18 protein-coding genes are annotated in these 23,257 nt (G+C 74.7%); 13 read left to right on the forward strand and 5 right to left on the reverse strand.

Annotated features, from left to right (window positions below; genetic code table 11):
- Window positions 1–272: 272 nt before the first annotated feature.
- The 8 genes from V2J63_RS07755 (at window position 273) to V2J63_RS07790 (ending at window position 14,402) form a co-directional block, all read left to right on the forward strand.
- Window positions 273–3,626, forward strand: coding sequence for an ABC transporter permease (locus V2J63_RS07755; RefSeq protein WP_331230439.1), 3,354 nt, complete (start codon window positions 273–275; stop codon window positions 3,624–3,626).
- Window positions 3,623–6,415 carry an FtsX-like permease family protein gene (locus V2J63_RS07760; RefSeq protein WP_331230440.1) on the forward strand — a complete coding sequence of 931 codons (2,793 nt, stop codon included), beginning with the start codon at window positions 3,623–3,625 and terminating at the stop codon, window positions 6,413–6,415. The genes V2J63_RS07755 and V2J63_RS07760 overlap by 4 nt, the downstream gene beginning before the upstream one ends.
- 5 nt (window positions 6,416–6,420) lie before the next feature.
- A complete protein-coding gene (locus V2J63_RS07765; RefSeq protein ID WP_331230441.1) occupies window positions 6,421–7,356 on the forward strand; it encodes an ABC transporter ATP-binding protein in 936 nt (311 codons plus the stop codon).
- A complete protein-coding gene (locus V2J63_RS07770; protein WP_331230442.1) occupies window positions 7,353–8,081 on the forward strand; it encodes an ABC transporter ATP-binding protein in 729 nt (242 codons plus the stop codon). The genes V2J63_RS07765 and V2J63_RS07770 overlap by 4 nt, the downstream gene beginning before the upstream one ends.
- Window positions 8,082–8,353: 272 nt before the next feature.
- Window positions 8,354–10,264: a translational GTPase TypA gene (typA, locus tag V2J63_RS07775; RefSeq protein WP_331230443.1), complete on the forward strand. Its 1,911-nt coding sequence runs from the start codon at window positions 8,354–8,356 to the stop codon at window positions 10,262–10,264.
- A 182-nt stretch (window positions 10,265–10,446) separates the two neighbouring features.
- Window positions 10,447–12,075: a PIG-L family deacetylase gene (locus tag V2J63_RS07780; RefSeq protein ID WP_331230444.1), complete on the forward strand. Its 1,629-nt coding sequence runs from the start codon at window positions 10,447–10,449 to the stop codon at window positions 12,073–12,075.
- Entirely contained in the window at window positions 12,068–12,586 is a 519-nt protein-coding gene (locus V2J63_RS07785) for a flavin reductase family protein (RefSeq protein ID WP_331230445.1), read from the forward strand. The genes V2J63_RS07780 and V2J63_RS07785 overlap by 8 nt, the downstream gene beginning before the upstream one ends.
- Before the next feature lie 163 nt (window positions 12,587–12,749).
- Entirely contained in the window at window positions 12,750–14,402 is a 1,653-nt protein-coding gene (locus tag V2J63_RS07790) for a VanW family protein (RefSeq protein WP_331230446.1), read from the forward strand.
- Between the two features lie 37 nt (window positions 14,403–14,439).
- On the opposite strand, the gene V2J63_RS07795 is transcribed toward V2J63_RS07790, so the two are convergent.
- Window positions 14,440–14,760 (reverse strand): putative acetyltransferase, encoded by a 321-nt coding sequence (locus tag V2J63_RS07795; protein WP_491062225.1) that lies wholly within the window; start codon window positions 14,758–14,760, stop codon window positions 14,440–14,442.
- A gap of 37 nt (window positions 14,761–14,797) precedes the next feature.
- Between V2J63_RS07795 and fdxA the strand changes: the two genes are divergently transcribed.
- The 3 genes from fdxA to V2J63_RS07810 all read left to right on the forward strand — a co-directional run bounded on the left by fdxA (window position 14,798) and on the right by V2J63_RS07810 (window position 17,822).
- Complete coding sequence (gene fdxA, locus V2J63_RS07800; protein ID WP_331230448.1) at window positions 14,798–15,115, forward strand: ferredoxin; 318 nt, start codon at window positions 14,798–14,800, stop codon at window positions 15,113–15,115.
- Between the two features lie 6 nt (window positions 15,116–15,121).
- Window positions 15,122–16,264, forward strand: coding sequence for a succinyldiaminopimelate transaminase (dapC, locus tag V2J63_RS07805; protein ID WP_331230449.1), 1,143 nt, complete (start codon window positions 15,122–15,124; stop codon window positions 16,262–16,264).
- A 259-nt stretch (window positions 16,265–16,523) separates the two neighbouring features.
- On the forward strand, window positions 16,524–17,822 hold the full coding sequence (locus tag V2J63_RS07810) for a citrate synthase (RefSeq protein WP_331230450.1): 1,299 nt from the start codon (window positions 16,524–16,526) through the stop codon (window positions 17,820–17,822).
- Between the two features lie 100 nt (window positions 17,823–17,922).
- On the opposite strand, the gene V2J63_RS07815 is transcribed toward V2J63_RS07810, so the two are convergent.
- Window positions 17,923–18,588, reverse strand: coding sequence for a response regulator transcription factor (locus tag V2J63_RS07815; RefSeq protein WP_331230451.1), 666 nt, complete (start codon window positions 18,586–18,588; stop codon window positions 17,923–17,925).
- Window positions 18,589–18,740: 152 nt separating this feature from the next.
- On the opposite strand from V2J63_RS07815, the gene V2J63_RS07820 reads away from it, so the two are divergent.
- Both V2J63_RS07820 and V2J63_RS07825 read left to right on the forward strand, forming a co-directional pair.
- A complete protein-coding gene (locus V2J63_RS07820; protein WP_331230452.1) occupies window positions 18,741–18,932 on the forward strand; it encodes a hypothetical protein in 192 nt (63 codons plus the stop codon).
- A gap of 143 nt (window positions 18,933–19,075) precedes the next feature.
- On the forward strand, window positions 19,076–20,179 hold the full coding sequence (locus tag V2J63_RS07825; protein ID WP_331230453.1) for a sensor histidine kinase: 1,104 nt from the start codon (window positions 19,076–19,078) through the stop codon (window positions 20,177–20,179).
- 96 nt (window positions 20,180–20,275) lie between these two features.
- Here the strand turns inward: V2J63_RS07825 and V2J63_RS07830 are convergent, their stop codons facing one another.
- The 3 genes from V2J63_RS07830 to V2J63_RS07840 all read right to left on the reverse strand — a co-directional run bounded on the left by V2J63_RS07830 (window position 20,276) and on the right by V2J63_RS07840 (window position 23,247).
- Window positions 20,276–21,169 carry a hypothetical protein gene (locus tag V2J63_RS07830; protein ID WP_331230454.1) on the reverse strand — a complete coding sequence of 298 codons (894 nt, stop codon included), beginning with the start codon at window positions 21,167–21,169 and terminating at the stop codon, window positions 20,276–20,278.
- Window positions 21,162–22,109 carry a 2,3,4,5-tetrahydropyridine-2,6-dicarboxylate N-succinyltransferase gene (gene dapD, locus V2J63_RS07835; protein ID WP_331230455.1) on the reverse strand — a complete coding sequence of 316 codons (948 nt, stop codon included), beginning with the start codon at window positions 22,107–22,109 and terminating at the stop codon, window positions 21,162–21,164. Before dapD ends, V2J63_RS07830 begins: the two co-directional genes overlap by 8 nt.
- A 148-nt stretch (window positions 22,110–22,257) precedes the next feature.
- Window positions 22,258–23,247 carry an NUDIX domain-containing protein gene (locus V2J63_RS07840; protein ID WP_331230456.1) on the reverse strand — a complete coding sequence of 330 codons (990 nt, stop codon included), beginning with the start codon at window positions 23,245–23,247 and terminating at the stop codon, window positions 22,258–22,260.
- Between the last annotated feature and the right edge of the window lie 10 nt (window positions 23,248–23,257).

The following is a 23,257-nucleotide window of genomic DNA, read 5'->3' on the forward strand; positions in this document are numbered from 1 at the left end:
GTGCAGGACCTCAGCGCGGTGGCACCCGGCGGGCCGGATGCGGTCCCGCCGGGTGCCTGCGTGCTCGTGCCTGCCGGGCACGCGCACGCCCTCGGGCACGGGCACCGGCATGACGGCGAGCGGCGCCGTCCGCGCGTCGCCCCGTGCCCCGTGCGGCGCGCGGCACCGTGCCCCGGGCGGCGAGCGGCACCGGGCCCCGCGCCGCGCGCCGCAGCGGGCCTCGCGCCGAGCGCCGGGTGCCGCGCTCAGCCCCTCGCCCCGGGCCGGCCGGCATGAGGGCGCCGGCGCTCCTCGCGCGCCGCGCCCGGGCGCAGGCGGGCGCCCTCACCATGCTCACGGTGCTCGTCGCGGCCATCGCGGCGATCTGCGCGGGGACGATCGGCTCGACCCGCGCGGCGGAGGTCGCGGGGATCCGCGCCTCCTTCACCGAGGCGGGCCCGACCGCGTCGGGGCTCATGGTCCGGACGAGGCTCGGCGCCGACCCCACCGCGCAGGCCGCGGCCGTCGAGGCCGCGGTCGGCCGCCTCTTCGCCGGGGTCGAGGTCGACCTGCTCCGTTCACTCCGCAGCGAGCCCGTCGCAGCGGCCGTGACCGGCGAGGAGGTACGCCTCGTCCTCGGGGCCGAGCCGGACCTCGCCACGCGCGCGACGGTGACCGGCACGGTGCCCGGGGATGACGAGGTGCTCCTGCCCGACTCGGCCGCCGCCGAGCTGGGCCTCGCCGCCGGTGACGTCATCGACCTCGATGGTGCCCCCGTGACGGTCACCGGCACGTGGACCCCGGCGGACGCCGATGACGGCGCCTGGTTCGCCGACCCGACGGTCACCGCCGGCACCGACGGCACGGCCTACGGGCCGGTCCTCACCACCGAGGCCACCCTCGTCGCGCTCGTCGACGCCCCGTTCGTCCGGTGGACGCTCCACCCGGACCCGGCCGTGCTCACGCGCGCCGACCTTCCGGTCCTCGCCGCGGGTGCTGCGCGCATCGAGCGGGTGCTCGGCGGGGACGACGGCGTCGCCGTGCGGGGGCTCGGCGTCACGGGCGACCTCGGAGCCACGGTCGCGGCCGTCGAGGCCGCGACGAGCACCGCGAGCGCCGTGGGCCTCGTGCCGGTCGTCCTCCTCGCCGTCATCGCACTCGTCGCCCTCGTGCAGGTCGTGCGGCTCCTCGGACAGAGCCGGGCGCAGGAGGTCGAGATCCTCGTCGCGCGGGGGGCAGCGCCCGGCACGCTCACGCGGTGGGCCGCGCTCGAGGCGGCCGTCGTCGCCGCCGCGGGGGCTGCCGCCGGCACGGCCCTCGCCGCGGGCCTCGTCGCGCGGCTCGACGGCGGGCGCGCCCAGCTGGGCGCCGTGCTCCTCACCGGCGCCGTCGTCGCCGCCGGCGCGCTCGCCGTCGCCGTGCTGGCGGCCGGGGCGCAGGTGCGCGCGGCGGCGGGGCGGATGGTCACCGACCGCTCGGGGCGCCTGCGTGACGCCGCAGCCCTCGGGTCCGTCCTGCTGACAGGCGTCGCCGCCGTCCTGGCCACGTGGCAGCTCCGGCGCTTCGGCACCCCCCTCGTCATCGGCGCCGACGGGCAGACCCAGGTCGACGTCCTCGCCGTGGCCGCGCTCGCTGCCGTCCTCGCCGCCCTCTCCGTGCTCGGGCTCACGCTTCTCGGCCCCCTCGCCCGTTCCGGGGAGCGGCTCGCCGCGCGCTCGCGACGCCTGGCCGTCCCGCTCGCGGCCCGGCAGGTGTCGCGGCGGCTGAGGGCATACGCCGTCCCCGTCGTCCTCCTCTCCCTCGCGGCGGGGGCCGCCACGACCGCGGGCACCTTCGCGGGGACGACGGCGACGCAGCGTGAGCAGGTCGCCGGTGTGGCCACGGGCACCGACGTGCGCGTCCTCCTGCCGGCTCGGCCCACCTCCCGGCTCGGCTTCCCCTCCGCCGACGCCGCCGCCCCGTACGCCGGGATCGACGGCGTCTCCGCCGCCGCCAGCGTCCTGCGCCAGGACGCCACCCTTGGGCAGACGCCGGTCGTCCTCACCGCGCTGCCGAGCGACCGCGTCGCCGACGTCGTCCGCGCACCCGCCGGCCTCGGGCTCGCCGGCGCGGTGGCACGCCTGGTCCCAGCGGCCGGCGGTGATGGTGGCGGGACGGGAGGGGCCGGCGACGACGACGGCGCCCGTGGCGACGGCCCCCCGGGCGACGAGGACGGCAGCACCGCCGCCAGCACCGACGGTGACAGCCCCCGCAGAGGGATCGCGCTCCCGGCGGGGGCGGCCTCGCTCGAGCTCGACGTGCGCGTGCGGGCGGAGGTCCCGGCCGACGTGCTCGCGCTGCAGGCGGAGCAGTCGGCGGCCTACGCCGAGGCCCTCCGGGCGCAGGGCGCGACCGAGGAGGAGGTCCGTGCCGGGCTCGAGAGCCGCGAGCGGGCCCTGTTCGGGGACGCGCGGTTCCCGCTGGCGACGGCGGTGTGGGTCGCGGACACCGACGGCGCCCTCTCGCTCCTCGACGCCGGTTCCCTCGTCGTCGACCTGGCTGACCCCGGCGCCGGGGACGTCGGCCCCGAGACCACGGTCCACACCCGCGCGGTCGACCTGCCGGGCGACGGGGCGTACCGCGTCGTCGGGGTCGAGGTGACGGGCAACGCCGGCGGGACGCAGACCGCGCTCGACTACGAGGTGACCGGCGTGCGGGCGGTGGGCGGCGATGCTCAGGGCACCGGTCTCGCCGGGCCCGCGTGGGACCTCGCCGACGGCGTGACGACGGGCCTCGTCGAGCCGGAGCCGCTCGGCGCCATCGGCGTCGCCGCACGGGTCGGCGGCGACGGCGCGTCCGGCCGGTTCCTCGCCCGCCTCGTCCCGGCGGGCGCGAGCGCCCCCGTCCCGGCGGTGCTGACGACGGCGCTCGCCGAGCGGGCGAGCCTCGCCGTCGGTGACGAGGTGCCCGTCGCCGTCGCGGGCCCGGAGGTCGACCTCACGGTCGTGGCGCTCCTCGACGCGGTGCCCGGCGGGCTCGAGGAGCACGCCGTCCTCGTCGACCAGGGCGTCCTCGGTGCGCACCTCCTGCGCGAGCGTCCCAACCTGCCGCTGCCGACGCAGGTGTGGCTCGCGGTCGACGAGCCGGACGCGGCCGCGGACGTCGCCGCAGCGGCGCTCGACGTCGTCGGCCGCGACGGTGACGTCGAGGTGGCGGGGGCGTTTGGGGTCGACTCCAGCGGCCCCGTGCGCGAGGCGTTCTGGCTGGCGGCGGCCGGCTCGGCGGTGCTCGCCCTCACCGGCGCGGCTGCGGTCGCGCTGGCGCTCACGCGCGAGCGGCGCGGCGAGATCATGGTCCTGCGCGCCCTGGGCCAGCCCCCGGCGGGGCAAGCCCGGGTACGTGCCGGGGAGCTCCTCGGCGTCGGCGCGTTCGGCGTCCTCCTCGGGGTGGGGGCAGGGTGGCTCGCGTCGTGGCTGCTCGTGCCGACGCTCGCGCGGGCCGCGTCGACCGACACGTCGCCCCTCGCCCTCGCCGTCGGGCTGGACGCCGTCCCCACGGCGCTCCTCCTCGGCACCGTCCTCGCGGGGCTGCTGTCCGTCGGGGCCGTCGTCGCCGCGCGCGTCCGGGCCCAGGCCCGCGACGCCGAGTACCGGGAGGAGATCCGATGACGGGCCTGCCCGGTCTGGCATGGCGCCAGCTCCGCGCGAACCGCGCCGTGCCGCTCGCCCTCGCCGTCCTCGTCCTCCTCGTCTCGTTCGTCGTCACGGCGTGGCCGCGAGTGCTCGCCGACGTCGACGACCGGCAGGTCGCGCACGAGATCGACGGTGTCAGCGTGCTGCGCCGCGACGTCATCTCCGTCCAGCTCGGTCAGTGGCCGGTGCCCGCCCCGCCCGAGCCGGGGACGACGGACCTCGCGCCGGACGTCGAGGCGAGCGTCGGAGGCCTCTTCGCCGGGCTGAGCGAGCTCCGCGCCGCGCAGCCCCTGCCGTTCCGCGCGGTCCTCGGTGAGCCGCGGGCCACGGTCGAGTCCGCCGAGGTCGCGATCCGCCCCGTCGAGGGCGGGGACATCGGCCGGCCCGCCGTGTCGTTCAAGTCCGACCCGTACCTCACCGACCACGTCGACCTCGCGGCGGGGGAGTGGCCGGCAGAGCCGCCGACGGCCGACCCGCTCGCCGGCCTCACCGAGGCGGAGTACCGCGCGCTGAGCGAGGAGGAGCTCGCCGCCCTCCTCGCCGAGGCCGAGGCGCTCCTCGCCCGGCCCGTCGAGGTGGCCCTGTCCGTCGACGCGGCCGAGGTCCTGCAGTGGGACGTCGGGGCGGAGCGCGAGGTGCCCGGCTCCGAGCGGACGATCCTCCTCACCGGGACGTTCACCGCGCTCGACCCGGACGAGGACTACTGGGGGCACAACCCCCGCTCGGCCGCCCCGTACGTCGTCGACGACCTCAACCTCGGTACGTCCGCCTCCGCCGCCGCCTACGTCCACCCCGCGTGGGACCTCACCGCGCCCCTGCCCATGCCGATGGCCGCGCCGTCGGTCCGGGTCTGGTTCGGCGTCGACGGCGGAGCGCTGACGTCCGACGACGTCCCGCAGGCCCTCGCGCAGCTGCGCGGGTTCACCGCGGCCAACCAGGCGCTGGGAGAGTCGGTGCTCGGCGAGCCCGTCAGCCTCAGCTTCGGCAGCGAGCTCCCCGAGGTGCTGCTGCGGATCCTCGCCCAGCAGAGCGTGACGTCGACCGTCCTCGCCGTCGTCGCGGCGGGACCGCTCGGGGTCACGCTCGCCGTCTTCCTCCTCGGGGCACGGCTGCTCGTCTCCCGGCGCCGGTCCTCCCTCGCTCTCCTCCGTGCGCGCGGCGGGTCCGGCGCGCAGCTCCGGACGATGATGGCCGCCGAGGGCCTCGCGCTCGCGCTGCCCGCCGCGGCCGCCGGGGCGGCGCTCGCCGTCTGGCTCGTCCCCGGCCGCACGACGCCCGGCGACCTCGTTATCGCCGGCGGCGTCGCCCTCGTCCCCGCCGCCCTCCTCGCCCTGACGACGTCCCCGCGGGGGCTGCGCGAGGCCCGCGCGGACCTCGGCACATCGCGGGCCCGCCTGCGCTGGGTGGGAGAGGTCATCGTCCTCGCACTCGCAGCGGTCGGCGTCGTCCTGCTCGGCCAGCGCGGGATCGCCCCCGGCGACGGCGAGGCGGACCCGCTCCTCGCGGCGGTGCCGCTCCTCCTCGCCCTGGCGACGTGCGTCGTCGTCTTGCGGCTCTACCCGTGGCCGGTCCGGGCGCTGCAGGGTGCGCTGCGCCGGCGCCGCGGCGTCACGGCCTTCCTCGGCGCCGCGCGGGCCGTCCGGGAACCGGCCGGCGGGATGGTGCCCGCGGTGGCGCTCGTCGTCGGGGTCTCGGTGGCGCTGTTCTCGGCCGTGCTCAGCTCGACCGTGAGCGTGGGCGTGCAAGGGACCGCCTGGACCGCCGTCGGGGCGGACCTGCGCCTGAGCGGGCCCGTCTTCGACGCCGAGACGGTCGCGCGCATCGCCGCCGTCGAGGGCGTGGCCGCCGCGGCCGCCGTCGCCGACGCCGGGACGATCGGCGTGAGCGCGGGCGGGCAGACGCACCGGGTCGAGCTCGTCACGCTGGAGGCGGAGGCGTTGCGCGCCGTCCAGGCGGACGCTGTCGGCATCGACGAGCTGCCCGACGGCCTCGGCGGGATGGAGGGGGACCGCCTGCCCGCCGTCCTGTCACGCTCGCTCGGGGCTGGACCGGGCGCCGACGGGGTGAGCGCCACGATCGGCGGCTCGACACCGCTCGACGTCGTCGGGGTCATGGACGACGTCGCGGGGGCCGGGGCGGCGGCGGACTTCGTCGTCGTCGACCACGCCGCCGCCGAGGAGCTGACGGGGCAGACCCTGCGTCCGCGGGTGCTCCTCCTCGCCGTCGGCGACGGCGCCGACCCGGCGCACGTCCTCGAGCGGGTGCGGGAGATCGAGCCCGACGCGCTCGCGGAGAACCCCTCCGCCGGCGCGCAGAACTTCCTCGCCTCGCCCATGGCCTCCGGGATGAGCGCCGCGCTCGGGGCCGCCGTCGTCCTCTCGGTGCTGCTCGTGCTCGTCGCCGTCGTCCTCACGCAGATGATGGGCGCACCGCAGCGGGCGCGGCTCCTCGCCGTGCTGCGCACGCTCGGCCTCGACCGGCGCCAGGGCCAGGGGATCGTCGCGTGGGAGCTCGCGCCGCTCGCCGTCGTCTCGGTCGTCGCGGGTGCGGCGCTCGGGATCGTCGTGCCGTGGGTGGTGCTGGGCGCGATGGACGTCACCGCGCTCACGGGCGGGGACCGGCAGCCGGACCTCGTGCTCGACCCGCTCGTCCTCGCCGCCGTGCTCGGTGGCCTCCTGCTCGTGGCCGCGGCGGCCGTGGGCGTATCGACCATGATGAGCCGACGCGCAGACCTGGCCACCCAGCTGCGCATGGGAGAGGGGTGAGGCGCGTGAGCGCGACGACGACGGCGGAGGCTGGCCCGGACATCGTGTGCCAGGACCTCGTGCGGATCTTCTCGACCGAGGGCGTGGAGGTGCAGGCGCTCCAGGGACTCACCCTGCGCGTCGAGCGCGGTGACCTCGTCGCCATCGTCGGGGCGTCCGGGTCGGGGAAGTCGACACTGCTGACGATCCTGTCCGGGCTCGACCGCCCGACGGGCGGGTCTGCGGTCGTGGCCGGGACGGACCTGCTGACCATGGGGCGCGCGGAGCGGGTGCGCTACCAGCGCCACACGGTGGGGTTCGTGTGGCAGCAGACCTCGCGCAACCTCCTGCCCTACCTCACGGCGGCCGAGAACATCGCCGTCCCGCTCGTCCTCGGCGGTGCCAGGGCCCGGGCGGAGCGGGTGGACGAGCTCCTCGACGTCCTCGGGATCGGTCACTGCCGCGACCGGCGCCCGGAGCAGATGAGCGGCGGCGAGCAGCAGCGCACCGCCATCGCCGTCGCCCTCGCGAACTCCCCGCGGGTGCTGCTCGCGGACGAGCCGACGGGCGAGCTCGACGACGCGACGAGCGTCGAGGTGCTCGAGGCGCTCCGGGCGGCCTCGGAGCGGCTCGGCGTCACCGTGCTCATCGTCACGCACGACCCGACGGTCTCCGAGCACGTGCGGCGCACGGTCCAGATCCGGGACGGCCGCACCTCGACGGAGGTGCTGCGGCGCACCGAGGTGGACCACACCGGCGCCGAGGTCCACGTGGCGGAGGAGTTCGCCGTCATGGACCGCAGCGGGCGGCTCCAGCTCCCCGCCGACTTCGTCAGTGCGCTCGACCTGCGTGACCGGGTGCGGCTCGCGCTCGAGACCGACCACGTGGGGGTCTGGCCGGACTCGACGGCGGCGCGGCCCCCTGCCGGCCCCGGCACGAGCACCGAGGGAGCAGGCGCATGAGCGAGGTCGCGGTCCGCGCCGTCGACGTCAGCCGGGTGTTCACGACCGGCGCCGGTGACGTCCACGCGTTGCGCGGGGTGAGCCTCGAGGCGCACCCGGGGGAGCTCGTCGTCGTCCGCGGGCCCTCCGGGTCCGGGAAGACGACGCTGCTCAACCTCCTCGGCGGCCTCGACCGCCCCACCAGCGGTCGGGTGCTGCTCGGGGACGGGCGCGAGCTGTCGGCCCTGGCGGAGCGCGACGTGCTCGAGGCGCGGCGCACGCAGATCGGGTACGTCTTCCAGTCCTTCGGCCTCATCCCTGTGCTCTCGGCGGCGGAGAACGTCGAGGTGCCGCTCCGGCTGCTCGAGGTGGAGCCCCGCGAGCGCGACGAGCGCGTCGCCGCAGCCCTGGAGACGGTCGGCCTGAGCGGCCACGCGCGGCAGCGGCCCTACGAGCTCTCCGGCGGGCAGCAGCAGCGGGTCGGGATCGCCCGGGCGCTCGTCGCCCGTCCGCAGATCCTCATCGCCGACGAGCCGACGGGCCAGCTCGACTCGGGGACCGCGGCGACGATCATGACCCTCATCCGCGAGCTCACGCACAGCCAGGGCCTCGCGGCGGTCGTGTCGACGCACGACCCGGTGCTCATGCAGCAGGCCGACCGCGTCGTCGAGCTCCACGACGGCGCCCTCGCCAGCGCCGGGGCCGGCCCGCCGGCTGACGGCATGCGCAGCGGCCCGCCCCGGTGAGACCCCACCTTTGAGGGTGAGACCGCACCTCGCGACCGGCGTCGGGCCCAGAAGAGTGCGGTCTCAGGTTAGGGGCTGGGGCAAGGGGCGGGTCGAGGGAGCCGGCCAGCGCCGGCCGGCCGGCGTCGGTGTGCCCTGTGACGCACGTCGCTGACACGATCGGGCTCAGGAGAGTAGGGTGGTCCGCTGGCGCCGGAGTCTCTTTCGCGCCGTCGGGCCCGGCATCTCGCCGGAACGGCCCGGCCCTCACCTGCCTGAATCGAGTTCCGCGTATGCCTGTGCGCTCTGACCTGCGCAATGTCGCCATCGTCGCCCACGTCGACCACGGCAAGACGACCCTCGTCGACGCCATGCTCTGGCAGTCGGGAGCGTTCGGCGACCACCAGCATGTCGACGAGCGGGCGATGGACTCCGGTGACCTCGAGCGCGAGAAGGGCATCACGATCCTCGCGAAGAACACCGCGGTGCGGTACGTCGGCCCCGCCGCGGCGGGCGCCGGCGCGCCCGACGGTGTGACGATCAACGTCATCGACACCCCCGGTCACGCCGACTTCGGTGGCGAGGTGGAGCGTGGGCTGTCGATGGTCGACGGCGTCGTCCTCCTCGTCGACGCCAGCGAGGGCCCCCTGCCGCAGACGCGCTTCGTCCTGCGCAAGGCGCTCGCGGCCAAGCTCCCCGTCATCCTCGTCGTCAACAAGGTGGACCGCCCCGACTCGCGGATCACCGAGGTCGTCGCCGAGGCCACCGACCTCCTCCTCGGCCTGGCGAGCGACCTCTCGGACGAGGTCCCCGACCTCGACCTCGACGCCGTCCTCAACGTGCCGGTCGTCTACGCCTCCGCCAAGGCTGGCCGCGCCTCACTCGAGCAGCCCGGCGACGGCGACCTGCCGGACAGCGAGACCCTCGAGCCGCTCTTCGCGACGATCCTCGAGACGATCCCCGCGCCGACGTACGAGGACGGCGCTCCCCTCCAGGCGCACGTGACGAACCTCGACGCCTCGCCGTTCCTCGGCCGCCTCGCCCTCCTGCGGGTGCACAACGGTTCGATCCACAAGGGCCAGTCCGTCGGCTGGGCCCGCCGTGACGGGACGATCCGCCCCGTGCGGATCTCCGAGCTCCTCCGCACCGAGGCCCTCACGCGGGTCTCCACGGACCGTGCGGACGCCGGCGAGATCGTCGCCGTCGCCGGCATCGCGGACATCACGATCGGTGAGTCCCTCGTCGACCTCGACGACCCCCGCCCGCTGCCGCTCATCACGGTCGACGACCCGGCCATCTCCATGACCATCGGCATCAACACCTCCCCGCTCGCCGGGCGGGTCAAGGGCGCCAAGGTCACGGCGCGCCAGGTCAAGGACCGCCTCGACCGCGAGCTCATCGGCAACGTCTCCCTCAAGATCCTCCCGACCCAGCGTCCTGACGCGTGGGAGGTCCAGGGCCGTGGCGAGCTGGCGCTGGCGATCCTCGTCGAGCAGATGCGCCGCGAGGGCTTCGAGCTCACCGTCGGCAAGCCGCAGGTGGTCACCCGCGAGATCGACGGCAAGACGTGCGAGCCCATGGAGCGCATGACCATCGACGTCCCCGAGGAGTACCTCGGCAACGTCACCCAGCTCCTCGCCGCCCGCAAGGGCCGCATGGAGACGATGGCGAACCACGGCACCGGCTGGGTCCGCATGGAGTTCGTCGTCCCGGCGCGTGGCCTCATCGGCTTCCGCACCCGCTTCCTCACGGACACGCGCGGCACCGGTATCGCGTCCTCGATCGCCGAGGGCTACGAGCCGTGGCTCGGGCCGATCGAGCTGCGCACGAACGGCTCGCTCGTCGCCGACCGCTCCGGCGCCGTCACGCCGTTCGCGATGATCAACCTGCAGGAGCGTGGCTCGTTCTTCGTCGAGCCCACCTCGGAGGTGTACGAGGGCCAGGTCGTCGGGGAGAACTCCCGCAACGACGACATGGACGTCAACATCACCAAGGAGAAGAAGCTGACCAACATGCGAGCTGCGTCGTCGGACACCTTCGAGAACCTCGTGCCGCCGCGCAAGCTCACGCTCGAGGAGTCGCTCGAGTTCGCCAACGACGACGAGTGCGTCGAGGTGACGCCGGAGTCCATCCGCATCCGCAAGGTCGTCCTCGACCAGACGGACCGCGCGCGGGCCTTCGCCAAGTCACGCCGGGGCGCCTGACCCCACCGGCCACGCCGCGCCGTCCCTTCCCGGGGGCGGGGTCGGGACCTTGGCCCGGGGGGGGGGGGAACGGGGGCCCCACCCCCCCCCCCCCCCCTCCTTCCCTTCTCCGTGTCGGCCTCTCCGCCGTCGTACCGGGGCGGGGCGACCGGGTGCCCCGCCGCGGGCAGCACAATAGAGACGTGACCGACACACGAACGCAGGACGGCGAGCGGCTGCTCGGCGTCTTCGCCCATCCCGACGACGAGACGCTGGGCGCCGGTGCCCTCCTCGCCCTGGCCGCCCGCGCGGGGCACGACGTCTCCGTCGTCACGTGCACGCGCGGCGAGCGCGGGCAGGTCATCCCGGAGGACCTCGCCCACCTGCGCGACGACGGCGCGGGGCTCGCAGCCCAGCGCGAGGGGGAGCTGAGCGAGGCGCTCGCCGCGCTCGGCGTCGAACGTCACCTCTACCTCGACCAGGTGCCGGCCCTCGAGCGCGCCCGACCCGCCCGCTTCCTCGACTCGGGGATGACGTGGACCGCGCCCGGGATCGCCGGCCCTGCTCCCGACTCCGGCCCCGAGGCGTTCAGCCGCCTCGACGTCGACGTCGCGGCGACCCTCCTCGCCGTCGTCATCCGCCACCTGCGCCCGACGACGGTGCTCACCGAGGAGCCCGGCGGCGGCTACGGCCACCCCGATCACGTCCAGGCGCACCGCGTCACCATGAGGGCACTCGAGCTGGCGGCTGCGCCCGGCGGCACCGCCTCCGCCTCCGCCTCCGCCGCGCCCGGTACCGGTCCCGCCGACGACCCCCTCGCCGGGCTGGACCCCTGGACCGTGCCCGCCCTCGCCTGGGTGGCGCAGTCCGAGCCGGACATGCGCGCCGCCGCCGAGGAGCTGTGCGCCCGCGCACGCCGCGTGGGGCCCCCGCCCGGCGCCGACGGCGCACCGCTCACGCTGCCGGAGGCGCTCCTCGCCCCCGGTGCCGCGCTGCCGTCGCTCCTCGTCCCGGCCTCCGACATCGACGCGGTCCTCGACGCCCGTGCCGTGGTGCCAGAGCTCGTGCAGGCGATGCGGGCGCACCGCAGCCAGGTCCAGTCCGTCGCCCTCGTCGAACGCGTGGGTCCCCTCGCCGGCCGGTTCGCGCTCGCCAACGGCATGGTCCAGCCGCTCCTGTCCCGGGCGTACCTCCGCCTCGCGCCCGGGTACGGCCCGGTCCCGACGGCATGGGCGGCGATGGCAGGGGCGGCGGACCCGGCATCTCTGCATGATCACGAGGGGGTGGGGGTGCGCGAGCCGGCAGAGCTGCGTGATGAGGACCGGGTGGAGGGGGCGGGGCGTGTGCCCGCCTTCGACGACGTCGTGCACGGCGGCGAGCGCCGTGACGACCCCGGACCACGGAGGATCACTCGCACCCGGACACGCCCGAGCAGCGTGAACGGCCCGTTGCCTTACACGACGCCCGTCGCAGCGCTTCTCGGCGTCGTCGTCGCCGTGCTCGGCACCGTCGTGCACCGGTGGGAGCAGGCGGGGCGCCCGACCGGGATGGTCCTCGCGCTCGCGGGCGTGCTCGCCGCCGCGACGGCCGCCCGCGCGCTCGCCGGGGCCGGCGGCCTGCTCGTCATGACGCTGGCCGTCGTCGTCGTCACGCAGGCGATGACGTTCGTGCGGCCCGGCGGCGACGTGCTCGTCACCGGGGAGGCGCTCAGCTACGTGTGGCTCTTCGGCGCCCCGCTGGTGTGCGTCGTGGCCGCCGTGCTCCCGCGGCGCTGGTTCGCGGCCGTCCGGCGTCCCGCGCGCCGCGGCGCCGACGAGGTGGCTCGTGGCTGACCTCGCCGCACAGGACGCCGAGGATCTCGTCGAACGCTTCCGGACGACGATGCAGCGCCTCGCCGGCGGAGTCACCGTCGTGTCGCTGCGGCACGGCGCCACCGACCTCGCGATGACGGCCACCGCCGTCGCCTCGGTGTCCCTGCGCCCGCCGATGGTGCTCTTCTGCGTCCACACGGACGCCCGCATGCGTGACGCCCTCGACGAGGTCGACACGTGGGCGGTCAGCATCCTCGACGCAAGCGCCCAGGTGGCCGCGGAGCGGCTCGCGAGCCCCGGGCGCCCGGCCGCCGGTCAGCTCATCGGCATCGACCACACCCGCGGGCCGCGGAGCGGGGCCGCGCTCCTCGCGCCCGCGCAGGGCTGGCTGGAGTGCCGGACGGCGTGGGTCAAGACGGCGGGGGACCACGACGTCGTCGTCGGCCACGTCCTCGCCGCGGACCTCGGCGGGACGGGGACCGGCGCGCTCGTCCACCACCTCGGACGCATCCGCCCGCTGCCGGGACGCTGATCCGGCGCGGGCGCACCACCCCGCCCCGTTAGCATAGGTCGTTCGTTCGGAGCGCCAGCACGAGAGAAGAGACGTCATGGGACCGCACGCGTCGTCGGCTACGAGCTCGCCGCTCGCCGACTTCGACGACGATCCCGGGCCCGCTCGGGGCAGGCGCCGGTGGGTGATCACGCTCGTCCTCCTGCTCGTCCTCCTCGCCGGCTACGCCGCCGCCGCGTGGTACCTCGGTGACCGCGTCCCGCGCGGCGCGAGCGTCGCCGGCGTCGACATCGGCGGCCTGAGCGAGCCGGACGCGCGCGACCGGCTCACGGAGTCCCTCGCGCCCGCCGCCGCGGCGCCGGTGGCGGTCGTCCTCGGCGAGAACGAGACGACCCTCGACCCGGCCGCGGCCGGCCTCGCCCTCGACGTCGACGCCACGGTCAGCGACCTCACCGGACTGTCCTTCGACCCGCGCGACCTCGTCCGGCACGTCTTCGGCGGCGGCGAGGAGGACCCGGTCACGACCGTCGACGCCGACGCGCTGAGCGCCGCGCTCACACGGGTGGACGACGCCGTCAGCACGGCGCCCGTCGAGGGTGCCGTCGAGCTCACCGCCGGAACCGCGGTCGCCACCGACCCGGTACCGGGCACGTCGCTCGACGTGGAGGCGGCCGCGGACGTCGTCGCCGCCGAGTGGCTCACGGGCCCGCACCCCATCGAGCTCCCCGGCACGGAGGTGCCGCCCGTCGTCGGTGCCGACGCCGTCGCGGCCGCCATGGCCGAGCTCGCCGGGCCGCTCACGGGTGCCCCGGTCTCCGTCCAGATCGACGAGCGCCTCGTCGAGCTCTCCCCGGAGGACCTCACGAGCGTCGCCGCGATCGTTGCCGACGGCGAGAGCCTCGACCTGCAGATCGACGGCGATGCCCTCGTCGCCCTCCTCACCGAGCGCGACCCCGAGCTCGACAACGCCGGCCAGGATGCTCGCATCGTCCTCACGGACGGCGTCCCCACGGTCATCCCGTCCGCCACGGGCCTCGGCTTCGACTCCGAGGCGCTCGTCGCCGCCGTGCGCGCCGCCGCCACGTCGACGACCGACCGCACCGCCGTCGTCACCCTCGTCGAGACCGAGCCGGAGTTCACCACCGCCGACGCCGAGGCGCTCGGCGTGCGCGAGGTCATCTCCTCCTTCTCGACGCCGCTCTTCCACGACCCGGCGCGCACGCAGAACCTCGTCACCGGCACCGAGAAGATCAACAACACGCTCGTCAGGCCAGGGGAGACGTTCTCCCTCATCGAGGCCCTCGGGCCGATCACGGCCGAGCGCGGCTTCGGTGCCTCCGGGGTGGTCGTCGACGGCCTCGAGACGACCGGCATGGGCGGCGGCCTCTCCCAGATCTCCGCGACGACGTTCAACGCGGCGTACTTCGCCGGCATGGAGATCGTCGCCCACCAGCCGCACTCCCACCACTACCCCCGTTACCCCGAGGGGCGCGAGGCGACGATCTACACGCCGTCGGTGGACATGGTGTGGCGCAACACCTCCGAGTACGGCGCGCTCGTCCAGGCGTGGGTCGCGGACAACCAGGTCCACGTGCGGCTGTGGGGGACCCCGTACTTCGAGGTCCGCTCGACCACGAGCGAGCGGTTCGACTTCACCGAGCCCTCGACCGTGTACAACACGAGCGAGAACTGCGTGCCGAACAACTCCCCGGAGCCCGGCTTCACCGTCCGGGTGAACCGGACCGTGCTGCGCGAGGGGACGGTCGTGGACGAGAACGAGTGGACCACGCGCTACATCCCCTGGGACCGCGTCGTCTGCGGCCCCGCCCCCGGCTGAGTCGGTCCGCCTCAGCCGGTCGCGGTCCCGTCCGGCCTCAGCCGCGCGCCGTGCCGTCCGGCGGTCCGGGCCTCGGTGCGGGTGGCGGGGGCACCGTCTTCCCGGTGACCATGTCCGCGGCACGGACGCGCACGGGTCCGCGCCTGGTGGCGATGAGGACCCCGTCGACGGCCGTCTCGAGGACCTCCCCGAGCGCGTCGCTCAGGCCGCCGTCGGGGAGCCGGTACCGCACGACCACACGGGTACCGAGCGCCCATCGCGTCCACGGGAGCGTCACGCCGTCGAACCGCCTCTCGCCTTCCGGCGAGACCGAGTGGGTGCCGCGCGGGGTGTGGGGGATACTAGACAAGCATCGCACCACGGCGCCGGACGACGGCGCAGAGGGAGGAAACTTCGTGACCTACGTCATCGCCCAGCCCTGTGTCGACGTCAAGGACAAGGCCTGTGTCGACGAGTGCCCGGTCGACTGCATCTACGAGGGCAAGCGCGCGCTGTACATCCACCCGGACGAGTGCGTCGACTGCGGCGCCTGCGAGCCGGTCTGCCCCGTCGAGGCCATCTACTACGAGGACGACACCCCCACGGTGTGGTCGGACTACTACCGCGCCAACGTCGAGTTCTTCGCCGACCTCGGGTCCCCCGGTGGCGCCGCCAAGATGGGGCTCATCGACAAGGACGACCCGATGATCGCCGCTCTTCCCCCGCAGGCCTGACCGCCCGTGCCGCTCCTCGGTGAGGCGCTGCCCGCGTTCCCGTGGGACAGCCTGGCAGCGGTCCGCACCCGCGCGAACGAGCACCCCGGTGGGATCGTCGACCTCTCGGTCGGCACGCCCGTCGACCCGACGCCTGACGTCGTGCGCGACGCGCTCGTCGCCGCGGCGGACTCCCCGGGCTACCCGACGACCCAGGGGACGCCGGCGCTGCGCGAGGCGATCGTCGCGTGGTTCGCGCGCCGCCGCGGCGTGCACGGCCTCACGCCGGACGCCGTCCTGCCGACGATCGGGTCCAAGGAGCTCGTCGCCCTCCTGCCAGCCCTCCTGGGGCTGGGCGTCGGCGACGTCGTCGTCCACCCCCGCGTCGCCTACCCCACGTACGACGTCGGGGCCCGCCTCGCCGGTGCCGAGCCGTTCCCCGCGGACGCGACGACCGCGGTCGGGCCGGGGCCCGTGCGGCTCGTCTGGCTCAACTCGCCCTCGAACCCCACGGGGCGGGTCCTCGGCGTCGAGCACCTCGCCAAGGTCGTCGCGTGGGCACGCGCCCGGGGCGCCGTCGTCGCGAGCGACGAGTGCTACGCCGAGCTCGCCTGGGAAGAGCCGTGGGCGAGCGAGGGAGTCCCGAGCATCCTCGACGAGCGCGTCAACGGCGGCAGCCACGAGGGCCTGCTCGCCCTGTACTCCGTCAGCAAGCAGTCCAACCTCGCGGGCTACCGGGCCGCGTTCGCCGCGGGGGACCCGGCCCTCATCGAGCGCCTGCTCGCCGTGCGCAAGCACGCGGGCATGATCATGCCGGGCCCGGTGCAGGCAGCGCTGACCGCCGCCCTCACCGACGACGCGCACGTCGCCGAGCAGCGGGAGCGTTACCGGTCCCGCCGGCAGGTCCTCCGGGCCGCCTGCGAGGTCGCCGGTCTCGAGGTCGCTCCGGAGAGCGAGGCCGGCCTCTACCTCTGGGCGAGCCTGCGGGACCAGCCCGGCGCTCCGTGCCGGGCGATCGCCGCCGCGTTGGCCGAGCGGGGGATCCTCGTCGCCCCGGGTGAGTTCTACGGCCCGCTCGGCGCCCACCACGTGCGCATCGCCCTCACGGCGAGCGACGAGCGGATCGAGGCGGCGGCGGCGCGGCTGGCGGCGGGGCCGCTCCGGGTCTGAGCGTCGCGCCCCCGCCCGCCCGCCCTCGCGTGCACGCGGGAGAGCCTCGGTACGGCCGGCGGCGGCCGACGTGGTCCGCCGACCTTCGTCCAGGCCGGTAGCCGGCCCGTCGAGGCGTCGTGCGGGCCGTGGCCGATGGCATACCCTTCTGAGAGAAAACGTACGAATCACGTCCGTGCGGACCAACGGGGGACCACGCCCCGACGGTGCGGCGGTCACCGGGCCCGTCCCGGGAGCACCAGACCCGAGGAGGGCCTCCATGTCCGATTCCACGCTTGCCCCGGCGACGTTCGAGGTCGACGACAAGAGGCTCGAGTTCGAGCGCGTCCAGGCGCGTGAGGGGAATGACGGCGTCGTCATCTCCAACCTCCTCAAGGAGACCGGCCTCGTCACGCTCGACTCCGGCTTCATGAACACCGCGGCGACGACGTCGGCGATCACGTACATCGACGGTGACCAGGGCATCCTGCGCTACCGCGGGTACCCGATCGACCAGCTCGCCAAGGGCTCCAGCTTCCTCGAGACGGCCTACCTCCTCATCTACGGGGAGCTCCCGAGCAGCGACGAGCTCGAGGCCGTCACGCGCCGCATCAAGCGCCACACGCTGCTCCACGAGGACTTCAAGGCCTTCTTCACCGCCTTCCCGCGCAACGGGCACCCGATGGCCGTCCTCCAGTCCGGCATCTCGGCGCTGGCGACGTACTACCAGCACACGCTCGACCCGAAGGACCCCTACCAGCGGGAGCTCTCGACCGTCCTGCTCATGGCCAAGGTGCCGACGATGATCGCCTACATCGCCAAGCGCGCCAACGGCCTGCCGCTGCTGTACCCGGACAGCTCGAAGTCCTACATCGAGGACTTCCTGCGCATGACGTTCGCGCTGCCGTACCAGCACGACGACGTCGACCCGACGATCGTCAAGGCGCTCGACATGCTGCTCATCCTCCACGCCGACCACGAGCAGAACTGCTCGACGTCGACCGTGCGCATGGTGGGTTCGAGCCAGGCGAACATCTACTCCTCGATCGCGGCGGGCGTCGGCGCCCTCTCCGGCCCGCTCCACGGCGGCGCCAACGAGGCCGTCCTCGACATGCTCGCGGACATCCAGGCCGGCGGGGGCGACGCCTCCGAGTACATGCGCCGCGTGAAGAACAAGGAGGACGGCGTCCGGCTCATGGGCTTCGGGCACCGGGTCTACAAGAACTACGACCCGCGCGCCGCGATCGTCAAGGACGCCGCGCACGAGGTGCTCACCAAGCTCGGCAAGTCCGACGAGCTGCTCGAGATCGCCATGGGCCTCGAGGAGATCGCCCTCAACGACGAGTACTTCATCGAGCGCAAGCTCTACCCCAACGTCGACTTCTACACCGGCCTCATCTACAAGGCCATGGGCTTCCCGCGGCAGATGTTCACGCCGCTGTTCGCCATGGGCCGCCTGCCCGGCTGGATCGCCCAGTACCGCGAGATGATCGCGGACCCGACGACGAAGATCGGCCGCCCGCGCCAGATCTACACCGGCGAGGGCGAGCGCAGCTACGTCGACCTCAGCGAGCGCTGAGACGAGACCACCGCGCCCGGCGGGGAGCGCCTGACACCAGGTGCGCCCCGCCGGGCGTCGTCGTCCTGCGGGGACGGCGAGGGCCGGGTGCCGGGCCGGCCTAGGCGTCGAGCGCGAGGTCGATGAGGCCGAGCTGGGAGGCCTTGATGACCGTCTGCACGCGGTCGCGCACCCCGAGCTTGTTCATGATCTGGGTCATGTTCGCCTTGACGGACGCCTCGGAGAAGTGGATCCGGTTGGCGATCTCCGCGTTGCTCAGTCCTCGGCCGAGCAGCTGGAGCACCTCGCGCTCGCGTGCCGTGAACATCGCGAGGGCGGCCTCGTCCATGTGCGCGCCGGAGCCCTCCCGCACGCTGCGCACGAGCGCGAGCGAGATGGCCGGCGCGAGGGCGGCCTCGCCGGCGTAGACGCGACGGATCCCCTCGACGATGTCCGCGGGGTCCATGTCCTTGACGAGGTAGCCGCTCGCACCCGCGCGCAGGGCGGCGACGACGTGCTCCTGGTCGCTGAACGTCGTCATCGCGATGATCTTCGTCGTCGGCTGCTCCCGCGTGAGGATCTCCATCGCCTCGACCCCTCCCATGACGGGCATCTGCAGGTCCATGAGGACGACGTCGGGGCGGTGCGTCCGCGTCATCTCGATGCCGAGCTGGCCGTTCGGTGCCACGCCCGCGCACGCTATCCCTTCGGCGTTGTTGACGAAGACGGCGAGAGCCTCGGACATCAAGGGGTGATCATCGACTATGAGGACGCGAATCTGCTCCATAATGAAGAGTGTAGGTAGTCAGGGCCCTGGCGTCGTCGCCTTGACCCGGCACGCGGGGGGACTTGCATAACTTTGCCGATTCGGGAAGTATGCGGATGAACGACACATGTCGACGGTCGGTCGGCCGTCGCCCTACAAGAAGGTTGGACATCATGCGAGTACTGGCTTCCATCAGCATCGCCGCGGCGCTCGCCGCGGGACCGACCGCGGCAACGCTCACCATCGAGCGTGCGGAGGCCGTCCAGGCCCCCACCACGGTCACCCGGACGGTCGACACCTCCGGTGACGTGAGCACGCAGGGCTTCATCCGCGACTTCAACTGCTTCTTCTTCAACCGCTGCTGACGCGCCGGACGCGCGGCGGGGCGCGGTATCTTCGGGAGGTGGACCGGCGCCCGCTTGTTGAACCCGCACGGCGGGCCCTCGAGCCCGCACAACGGGCGCTGCGAAACTTCTGGCAGAGCGCACCGCTCGCACCCTGGGTGCGAGTGGTCATCGTCGGCGCCACCATCTTCTCCGCCGCGTCGGATCTCTTGGTTGGGATCAGCGACGGAGAGGCGGACGGCGCGGCGGACGGCACGGGTGTCGCGCTCGTCCTCATGGCGCACGCCGCACTGGTGGTCGTCGCCTTCCGTGTCTCGATCGGCGCGGCGATCCTCGCCGGGACGATGGCTGTCAGCATGTTCTCCGACCTCGGCACGGGTATCGGCATCGTCGGGCTTGTGATCAGCGGTGTCGTCATCGGCAGGGCGAGCAGGCTCTTCGCGACCAGCTACGTCGCCTTCTGCTTCATCTGGGTCATCGGCAGCGCCGTGCTTCACGAGGACATACGCGAGCGGATCTTCGTCCCCGTCGGCCTCCTCCTCGTCTCGGCGGTGATCGGGGTGACGTACGCAGCGCTCGCCGAGCGCAACCGCGCGGCCGCGTTGCGCATCTCCGGCTTCGAGGAGGAGCAGGAGCGCTCGCTGCGCGGCGAGCGGAACCGGATCGCCCGCGAGCTCCACGACATCGTCGCGCACCACATCACGATGGCCTCGATGCACGCCAACGTCGTCTCGATGGCGCAGGACTCCGACCAGCGGGACAAGTCCCTCAAGGTCATCGCCGGGTCGACCCGCCAGGCCCTCACCGAGCTGCGGTGGATGCTCGACGTCCTCCAGGGCGACGAGGAGGAGGAGGCCGGGAACGGCGAGACCGCGGTCGACCTCAAGCTCGCGACGACGCTCGCGTCCATCCGGCAGAACCTCGAGGGCATCGGCTTCAGGACCGCCGTCGAGTACGACCCGACCGTGCTGGCCGGCCTGCCCGGCGAGGTGGACCTCGCGCTCGGCCGGATCCTCCAGGAGGCGGCGACGAACGTGGTCAAGCACGGGGACCGTGCCCAGACGGTGCGCATCAGCATCCGGCAGAGTCGCCGGGCGGTCCACCTGCTCGTCCGGAACGGGATCGCGGCGACCGGGGCGCCGGCGGAGGAGTCGTCCGGGATGGGCCTGCAGAACATGCGGACGCGTGCGAGCCAGCGCAGCGGCACGGTCGAGGCCGTCGCCGACGGCTCGGTGTGGACCCTGCGCTGCGAGCTCCCGCTCTCGTAGTACCACCCCGCACGGCTGGGCCCCGTCACGGGCCCGCGAGTCCCCCGACGGTCCACGACGTCGCTCGCGGCCGAGTCCCGTCGTCCGGTGACGCCGCTAGGAGATCCGGACGAGCCCGGGGCCGGCTGTCGCGCCGGCGTCGCTCGCCCAGCGGGCGTCCTCGCCGTCGCTGCGTCGCCAGACCTGCCCGTCCACCTCGACGGTCGTCACGCCGGTCACGGAGGCTGTCGCGACGGCCCAGTGGGCGAGCGACCACGCGAGGCGCTCACCCGCGTCACCACCGGCGAGGCTCGCAGCGTCGGCGGTGACCACGCCACCGGCGGCCGAGGCGTCGAGCGCACCGAAGTCCCGCTCGAGGCGGGCGAGGACCACTCCGCTCACGTCGGTGCCGCCGTCAGCGGCGTCCCCGTCGGGCAGGGCGAGGCGGCACGTGAGCGCGGCGGGGGAGTGCCCCGTGAGCGCGGAGGCGAACGCGCGTCCCTCGGGCTCGTGATCGGCGTAGGCGTCGGGGAAGGCAGAGCGCTGGACGAGCTGGGCCGCCTCCGTGACGGGCAGGTCGGCGTAGCCGGGGACGGTCACGAGCGCGTCGTAGAACGCGCCGGTCGCGTAGACGGGGTCGAGGATCTGCTCCTCGGTGCCCCAGCCCTGGGAGGGGCGCTGCTGGAAGAGGCCGAGGGAATCGCGGTCGCCGTAGTCGATGTTGCGGAGCCTCGACTCCTGGACGGCCGTCGCCAGCGCGATCGTCACGGCCCTGGCGGGCAGCGCGCGGCGCACCGCGACGGCGGCGATGAGGGCGGCGTTGTCGGCCTGGTCGGCGTCGAGGGTCGCGCTCGTCCCGTCCGCGAGCGTCACGGTGCAGTCGTCCGAGACGCGCGCGGGGACCACCCAGGTGAGGACGGCGACGACGGCGCCCGCGGCGAGGGCGAGGACGAGCAGGATCCCGAGGGCACCGGCGAGGCAGCCCGCCGCCCTGGCCTCGCGCTCAGGCATGGAGCGCGTCGTTGAGCGTGACTCCGCTCCCCGTGCGCGAGAGGGCCTCGACGGCGCCGCTGACGGAGTTCCGGCGCAGGAGGATGTTGTCCTTCCCGGACAGCTCACGGGCTGCCACGACCCGCGGCGCGGCGGCGCCCTCGCCCGGCGCCGGCAGGAGCGAGACCTTCATGCCGGCCGTGACGTAGAGCCCGGCCTCGACGACGCAGTCGTCGCCGAGGCTGATGCCCAGGCCCGCGTTCGCCCCGAGGAGGCAACGCTCGCCGATCGAGATGACGTGCTGCCCGCCGCCCGAGAGGGTGCCCATGATCGAGGCCCCTCCGCCGATGTCGGACCCGTCGCCGACGACGACGCCCTGGGAGATCCGGCCCTCGACCATCGACCGGCCCAGGGTGCCCGCGTTGTAGTTGACGAAGCCCTCGTGCATGACGGTCGTGCCCGGCGCGAGGTGGGCGCCGAGGCGCACCCGGGAGGCGTCGGCGATGCGCACGCCCGTCGGGGTGACGTAGTCCGTCATCCGCGGGAACTTGTCGACGCCGTCGACGCTCACGTGGGTGCCCCGGGCACGCAGGCGCGCACGGGTGGCCTCGAAGCCCTCGACGGCGCACGGGCCCGCCGACGTCCACACGACGATCGGCAGGGCACCGAAGATGCCGTCGAGGTTGATGGTGCCCGGGCGCACGAGGCGGTGGGAGAGGAGGTGGAGGCGCAGGTAGGCGTCGGCCGTGCCGGCCGGGGCGGCATCGAGGTCGATCTCGGTGCGCACGACCTCCGTGCGGACCCCGCGCGCCTCGTCCCTGCCCTCCCCGGACGTGAGGTCGGCGCCGGCGGGGGTCTCCGGCGCCGGGCCGAGGGCCGGTGCGGGGTACCAGACGTCGAGCACCTGCCCGCCGTCGGTGATCGTGGCCAGGCCGAGTCCGTGTCCGATGCGCGCGTCCATGCCCCGAAGCCTACGTAACGTGGCGGGCAGCGGTACCACGCGTCCGCCGGGCAGGGACGACGCAGGGGGGTGCCGGCCCGGAGTACCCGGCCCGGGGCGTCGTGCCGCGGCCGGCGGCGCTGGGCGGGGAGATCGCAGGTCGGTGGCGTCAGTGGATGAGCCGCGGGCCGGCGACGCCGGCCCCGATCTCGCTCACCCGCTCACGGAGCGCGCGGTCCGCGGTGACGACGACGACCTCGACCGCGCCCCCGCTCTCGGCGAGGTCCGCGGTGGTTCCGGGCACGGCGTCGGTCGTGCCGGCCCCCCGTTCCCCGCCTGGCTGACCGCGGCCGCCGGGCGCCTCCGCGACGGTGAGCCCGAGGGCGAGGGCGACCTGCCGGACGACCTCGTCGTCACCGGAGCCCGGGGCGTCGACGACGCGGGTGTGCTCGCTCGAGGGCACCCCGCGAGCGGCACCCTCCGCGACGAGGACGACGTCGGGGAACCACGTGTGCCCGGGCAGGCCGACGGCGTCGGCGGGGACCCCCGTGCTGGCCAGCGCGTCGAGCTCGTCCCGCAGGCGCCGGGTCGCGCCGAGCCGGTCGTTCCACCAGCCGTCCGGCCGCGACCCGACGGTGTTCGCCGCGTCGACGACGAGGACGAGGCGGCGCCCGATGATCCGGGCGAGCTCTGGCAGCGAGGCGGCGAAAGCCGGCAGGAGGGGCAGGTCGGCGAGCGCGCCGACGCCGACCCAGCGGGTGTCGAGGCTCTCCGCGTCCGTCACCGTGGGCTCGAAGGCTGCCACGGCGTCCGCGACCACGGTCGTGTAGGACCAGTCGGGGTGGTCGAGCACCCACGTCGCGCGGGGCCGCAACCACTCGGCGCGCAGACCCACCTCCTCGACGGCCTCCCGCACGGCGCCCTCGACCGCCGTCTCGTCCGGTCCGATGGCGCCCCCGGGCAGCCCCCACGTCCCACCGTGGTGGCTCCACAGGGCGCGGTGCTGGAGGACGACCGCGTCGCCGTCGTCCCCGTGGCGGACCACGAGCACGCCGGCGGCGCCGAACTCACCCCAGTGCCGGCTCCCGCACCGGCACTCGACCCACGCGTCGCCGGGGCGCCGCGGAGGGCGCTGGTCCGGCGGGCGGGAAGGGTCCACGGGCTCAGCC

Origin of the sequence: Georgenia wangjunii (assembly GCF_036421975.1) — a bacterium.
In the GTDB taxonomy this organism is placed as follows: Bacteria; Actinomycetota; Actinomycetes; order Actinomycetales; family Actinomycetaceae; genus Georgenia_A; species Georgenia_A wangjunii.

Bases quoted from the DNA above. Each gene is read 5' to 3' on its own strand.
- V2J63_RS07815 (WP_331230451.1), bottom strand. From the start codon at position 18,588: ATGGAGCAGATTCGCGTCCTCATAGTCGATGATCACCCCTTGATGTCC.
- dapD (WP_331230455.1), bottom strand. From the start codon at position 22,109: ATGGACGCGCGCATCGGACACGGACTCGGCCTGGCCACGATCACCGAC.
- V2J63_RS07770 (WP_331230442.1), top strand. From the start codon at position 7,353: ATGAGCGAGGTCGCGGTCCGCGCCGTCGACGTCAGCCGGGTGTTCACG.
- V2J63_RS07830 (WP_331230454.1), bottom strand. From the start codon at position 21,169: ATGCCTGAGCGCGAGGCCAGGGCGGCGGGCTGCCTCGCCGGTGCCCTC.
- V2J63_RS07760 (WP_331230440.1), top strand. From the start codon at position 3,623: ATGACGGGCCTGCCCGGTCTGGCATGGCGCCAGCTCCGCGCGAACCGC.
- typA (WP_331230443.1), top strand. From the start codon at position 8,354: ATGCCTGTGCGCTCTGACCTGCGCAATGTCGCCATCGTCGCCCACGTC.
- V2J63_RS07755 (WP_331230439.1), top strand. From the start codon at position 273: ATGAGGGCGCCGGCGCTCCTCGCGCGCCGCGCCCGGGCGCAGGCGGGC.
- V2J63_RS07820 (WP_331230452.1), top strand. From the start codon at position 18,741: ATGCGAGTACTGGCTTCCATCAGCATCGCCGCGGCGCTCGCCGCGGGA.
- V2J63_RS07810 (WP_331230450.1), top strand. From the start codon at position 16,524: ATGTCCGATTCCACGCTTGCCCCGGCGACGTTCGAGGTCGACGACAAG.